The sequence below is a fragment of the Nocardioides sp. genome, from assembly GCF_034670285.1.
GTDB lineage: Bacteria > Actinomycetota > Actinomycetes > Propionibacteriales > Nocardioidaceae > Nocardioides.
On sequence record NZ_JAXMNS010000278.1, the window covers coordinates 1 to 5,175 of the forward strand.

General features: G+C 69.3%; 2 protein-coding genes and 1 pseudogene. 1 reads left to right on the plus strand and 2 read right to left on the minus strand.

Annotation, left to right across the window (positions count from 1 at the left end; translation table 11 throughout):
* Positions 1 to 49: 49 nt before the first annotated feature.
* On the minus strand, positions 50 to 3,775 hold the full coding sequence (gene metH, locus VOI19_RS13720; RefSeq protein ID WP_323793525.1) for a methionine synthase: 3,726 nt from the start codon (positions 3,773 to 3,775) through the stop codon (positions 50 to 52).
* Positions 3,776 to 3,906: 131 nt separating this feature from the next.
* Between metH and VOI19_RS13725 the strand changes: the two genes are divergently transcribed.
* Entirely contained in the window at positions 3,907 to 4,773 is an 867-nt protein-coding gene (locus VOI19_RS13725; protein WP_323793524.1) for a PAC2 family protein, read from the plus strand.
* Between the two features lie 174 nt (positions 4,774 to 4,947).
* On the opposite strand, the pseudogene VOI19_RS13730 reads toward VOI19_RS13725, so the two are convergent.
* Positions 4,948 to 5,175, minus strand: a pseudogene (locus VOI19_RS13730) (cysteine--1-D-myo-inosityl 2-amino-2-deoxy-alpha-D-glucopyranoside ligase); the annotation flags it as partial.

The window sequence follows — 5,175 nt, forward strand, 5'->3', positions numbered from 1 at the left end:
GTCGAATCGTTGTCGTCTGGGACCAAACGACACGCCTCCGCACCCACGCTCAGTCCTCCGGCTCATAGCCGAGGTTGGGCGAGAGCCACCGCTCGGCCTCGGCGAGGGTCCAGCCCTTGCGCTCGGCGTACGACGCGACCTGGTCGCGACCGAGCCGGCCGACGACGAAGTACTGCGACTGCGGGTGGCTGAAGTACCAGCCCGACACCGATGCCCCGGGCCACATGGCCATCGACTCGGTGAGCGTGATGCCGGTCTGCTCCTCGACGTCGAGGAGGTCCCAGAGCGTCAGCTTCTCGGTGTGGTCGGGACAGGCCGGGTAGCCCGGCGCCGGCCGGATGCCGGCGTACTTCTCGGCGATCAGGTCCTCGTTGCTCAGGTCCTCGTCACTGACGTGACCCCAGAACTCCTTGCGCACCCGCTGGTGCAGTCGCTCGGCGAAGGCTTCGGCGAGCCGGTCGGCCAGCGACTCGAGGAGGATGGCGTTGTAGTCGTCGAGGTCGTCCTTGAAGGCCTGGACCCGCTCGGGCAGGCCGATCCCGGCCGTGACCGCGAACCCGCCGACGTGGTCGGCGAGCCCCGACCCGGCGGGCGCGACGAAGTCGGCGAGGGAACGGTTGGGGATCCCCGAGCGGTGCTCACCCTGCTGACGCAGGTGGTGCAGCGTCGCCCGGACCTCCTGGCGCTCCTCGTCGGCGTAGACGACAGTGTCATCACCGTCGGCGGCGGCCGGGAAGAACCCGTAGATGCCGCGCGCCGTCAGCCACTTCTCGGAGATGATCGAGTCGAGCATCGCCTGCGCGTCGTCGTAGAGCTTGCGCGCCACCTCGCCGGTCGTGGGGCTGTTGAGGATGTCGGGGAACTTGCCCTTCATCTCCCAGGCGTTGAAGAACGGCTGCCAGTCGATGTAGTCACGCAGCTCGGCGATGTCGTAGTCGGCGAGCAGGTGCACGCCGGGCTGCTGCGGCGCCGGCGGCGTGTACGACGTCCAGTCGACGGGGGTGGCGTTCTCGCGCGCTGCGTCGTACTTGAGCAGCTTGCGGTCGCCCTTGCCTGCGTGACGGGTGCGCAGGGCGTCGTAGTCGGTCTTGATGTCGGCCATCAGCTCGCCGCGCTTGGTCTCGTGGAGCAGAGCCGCCGCGGTGGGCACCGAGCGGGAGGCGTCCTTGACCCACACGACCGGGCCGTCGTAGCGGGGGTCGACCTTGACGGCCGTGTGGGCGCGCGAGGTGGTGGCTCCGCCGATGAGCAGCGGGATCGTCAGGCCCTGGCGCTGCATCTCGGTCGCCAGCGTCACCATCTCGTCGAGCGAGGGGGTGATCAGCCCGGAGAGGCCGATGATGTCGGCCCCGACCTCGGCCGCGGTGTCGAGGATCTTCTGCGCCGGCACCATCACGCCGAGGTCGATGACCTCGTAGTTGTTGCACTGCAGCACCACGCCGACGATGTTCTTGCCGATGTCGTGCACGTCGCCCTTGACCGTGGCCATGACGATCGTGCCGTTGGTGTCCTTGGCGGTGGCGAACTGCGGGTTGTCGAGCTTCTCCTGCTCGATGAACGGGATGAGGTAGGCAACGGCCTTCTTCATCACGCGCGCCGACTTCACGACCTGCGGGAGGAACATCTTGCCCGCGCCGAAGAGGTCGCCGACGACGTTCATGCCGTCCATCAGCGGGCCCTCGATCACCTCGATCGGGCGTCCGCCGCGCTCGGCGATCTCGAGCCGGAGCTCCTCGGTGTCGGACTCGGCGAAGGCGTCGATGCCCTTCACGAGGGCGTGGGTGATCCGCTCCCCCACAGGCAACGAGCGCCACTCCTCGGCGGTCGCCTCGACGACCTCGCCGGCCTTGTTGTGCGCCTCGGCGATCTCGAGCAGTCGCTCGGCGGCATCGGGGCGACGGTTGAGGACGACGTCCTCGATGCGCTCGCGCAGCTCGGGCTCGACCTGGTCGTAGACGACCAGCGCACCTGCGTTGACGATGCCCATGTCGAGCCCCGCCTCGATGGCGTGGAACAGGAACACGGCGTGGATGGCCTCACGGACCGGGTTGTTGCCCCGGAACGAGAAGCTCACGTTGGAGATGCCGCCCGACACCTTGGCGCCCGGGAGGTTCTCCTTGATCCAGCGGGTGGCCTCGATGAAGTCCAGGCCGTACGACGCGTGCTCCTCGATGCCGGTCGCGACGGCGAAGACGTTGGGGTCGAAGATGATGTCCTCGGCAGGGAAGTCCACCTCGTCCACCAGGATCCGGTAGGCGCGCTCACAGATCGCCTTGCGTCGCTCGAGGTTGTCGGCCTGACCGTCCTCGTCGAAGGCCATCACGACCGCGGCGGCGCCGTAGCGCTTGACCAGTCGGGCCTGCTCGCGGAACTTCTCCTCGCCCTCCTTCATGGAGATGGAGTTGACGATCGCCTTGCCCTGCACGTTCTTCAGGCCGGCCTCGATCACCTCCCACTTGGAGGAGTCGACCATCAGTGGCACCCGGCTGATGTCGGGCTCGCTGGCGATGAGCTTGGTGAAGCGGTCCATGGCCGCGACGCCGTCGATCATGCCCTCGTCCATGTTGACGTCGATGACCTGCGCGCCGTTCTCGACCTGCTGCGCGGCGACTGCGAGGGCGGCGTCGTAGTCGCCGTCCTTGATGAGGTTGCGGAACTTGGCCGAGCCGGTGATGTTGGTGCGCTCGCCGACGTTGACGAAGAGGCTGTCCTCGTCGATCGTGAACGGCTCCAGGCCGCTGAGCCGCATCGCTGGTACGACGCTCGCGAGCTCACGTCGCGGCTGCTCGGCCACGGCCTCGGCGATCGCGGCGATGTGGTCGGGTGTCGTTCCGCAGCACCCGCCGGCGAGGTTCACGAACCCGGCCGCGGCGAACTCGCGCAGCATCTCAGCGGTCTCCGCGGGCGACTCGTCGTACTCACCGAAGGCGTTGGGCAGCCCGGCGTTGGGGTAGCAGGAGACGAAGGTGTCGGCGAGACGCGACATCTCGGCGATGTAGGGGCGCATCTCCTTGGCGCCGAGCGCGCAGTTGAGGCCCACGGCGAGCGGACGGGCGTGGCGCACCGAGTCCCAGAAGGCCTCGGTGACCTGGCCGGACAGCGTGCGACCGGAGGCGTCGGTGATGGTGCCGGAGATGATGACCGGCCACCGGCGTCCGAGCTCCTCGAAGAGCTGCTCGACGGCGAAGATCGCGGCCTTCGCGTTGAGGGTGTCGAAGATCGTCTCGATGAAGATCAGGTCGGAGCCGCCGTCGACGAGGCCACGGGCGGCCTCGACGTAGGCCTCGACGAGCTGGTCCCAGGACACGTTGCGCGCACCGGGGTCGTTGACGTCGGGCGAGATGGACGCCGTACGGGTCGTGGGTCCGAGCGCCCCGCCGACGTAGCGCGGGCGGTCGGGCGTCTGCTGGGTCATCTCGTCGCAGACCCGGCGGGCCAGCTGCGCCGCTTCGAGGTTGAGCTCGTAGGCGAGGTCCTGCATCCCGTAGTCGCCCAGGGAGATGCGGTTGGCGTTGAAGGTGTTGGTCTCGATGACGTCGGCGCCGGACTCGAGGTACTCCCGGTGGATGCCGGCGATGATGTCGGGCTGGGTCAGCGTCAGCAGGTCGTTGTTGCCCTGCAGGTCGCTGGGCCAGTCGGCGAAGCGCTCTCCGCGGTAGCCGGCCTCGTCTGGCCGGTCACGCTGGATGGCGGTGCCCATCGCGCCATCGAGCACGACGATCCGCTGGTGGAGGAGCTCGGTCAGCTCGGCGGTGGCGTCAGGACGGTGGTCGATCAACGGATCTCCTCGGGTGGCGACGAGCTGAGGTGCGTCGTCCAGCTGGTGGACGCGGTTCTCAGATCGTGGCATCGGCTCGGTACGCAGGTGAAATCCTCAACGTCCAGGCACCCTCTAGGCTTCCCGGTGTGATGGAGATGGAGGACACCCCCGACCTGGTCCGACCCGTGGTCATCGCGGCTTTCGAGGGCTGGAACGACGCCGCCGACGTCGCGTCGTCGGTCGTCGACCACCTGATGCTGGTGTGGAACGCCCGGGTGGTCGCCGCGATCGACCCCGAGGAGTTCTACGACTTCCAGGTGCACCGACCCGTCATCGGGAATGACGAGAACGGCCACCGCCGCCTCACCTGGCCCACCACCCAGATCGCGGTCGCCTCCCCGCCCGACCTGGACCGCGACGTCATCCTGATCCGCGGCATCGAGCCCAACATGCGCTGGCGCCAGTTCTGCGCCGAGCTGCTCGCCGCGTGCGACGACCTCGGCGCCGAGACGATCGTGACGCTGGGCGCCCTGCTGGCCGACACCCCGCACACCCGCCCGGTCCCGGTGACCGGCACCGCCACGGAGCCCGAGCTCGTCGACCGGCTCAAGCTCGAGCAGTCGACCTACGAGGGTCCGATCGGGATCGTCGGGGTCTTCCAGGACGCCTGCGCACGCCTTGACATCCCCTCGGTGAGCTACTGGGCTGCGGTCCCGCACTACGTGGCGCAGCCGCCGTGCCCCAAGGGCACCCTCGCCCTGCTCGGCCAGCTGGAGGACCTGCTCGAGGTCTCCATCCCCCAGCTCGACCTCGCCGAGGACGCCCGGGCCTGGGAGCGGGGGGTCGACGAGCTCGCCGAGGACGACGAGGACATCGCCGACTACGTCCGCACGCTCGAGGAGACCCGCGACACCGCGGACCTGCCCGAGGCCACCGGTGAGGCGATCGCTCGCGAGTTCGAGCGCTACCTCAAGCGGCGTGGCGACGACGGGCCCACGGCCCCGCCCGACTGACACCAGGGCCCCTCACCCGCCGGCGCGCGCCGCCGTCCCGGGGTCGGATCTGTTGTCGTTTGGTCCCAGACGACAATCTCTGGGCCCCGAATGTTGTCGGTTGGGACCAAACGACCACAACACTTCCGCGACGCCAGCCGGTCGCGCCGGGCGGCCGGGCGGGCCGGCGAGGAGCTAGAGCGCGATGCCGAGGGCGGCGTCGACGACGGCGACGATCGCGAGCGCAGCGTCCGGGTCGGAGGTGTCGGCGAGCCCGTCGACGCCGAGGGTGGCTGCGACCCAGGCCTCGATCGCTGCGACGGCGCGCGGAGCATCGAGGTCGTCGGCGAGAGCCTCGAGCACCTCCTCGACGACCGGGGCGGCCGGAGCCCCGGCACCGAGCGCGACGGCTCGTCGCCAGTC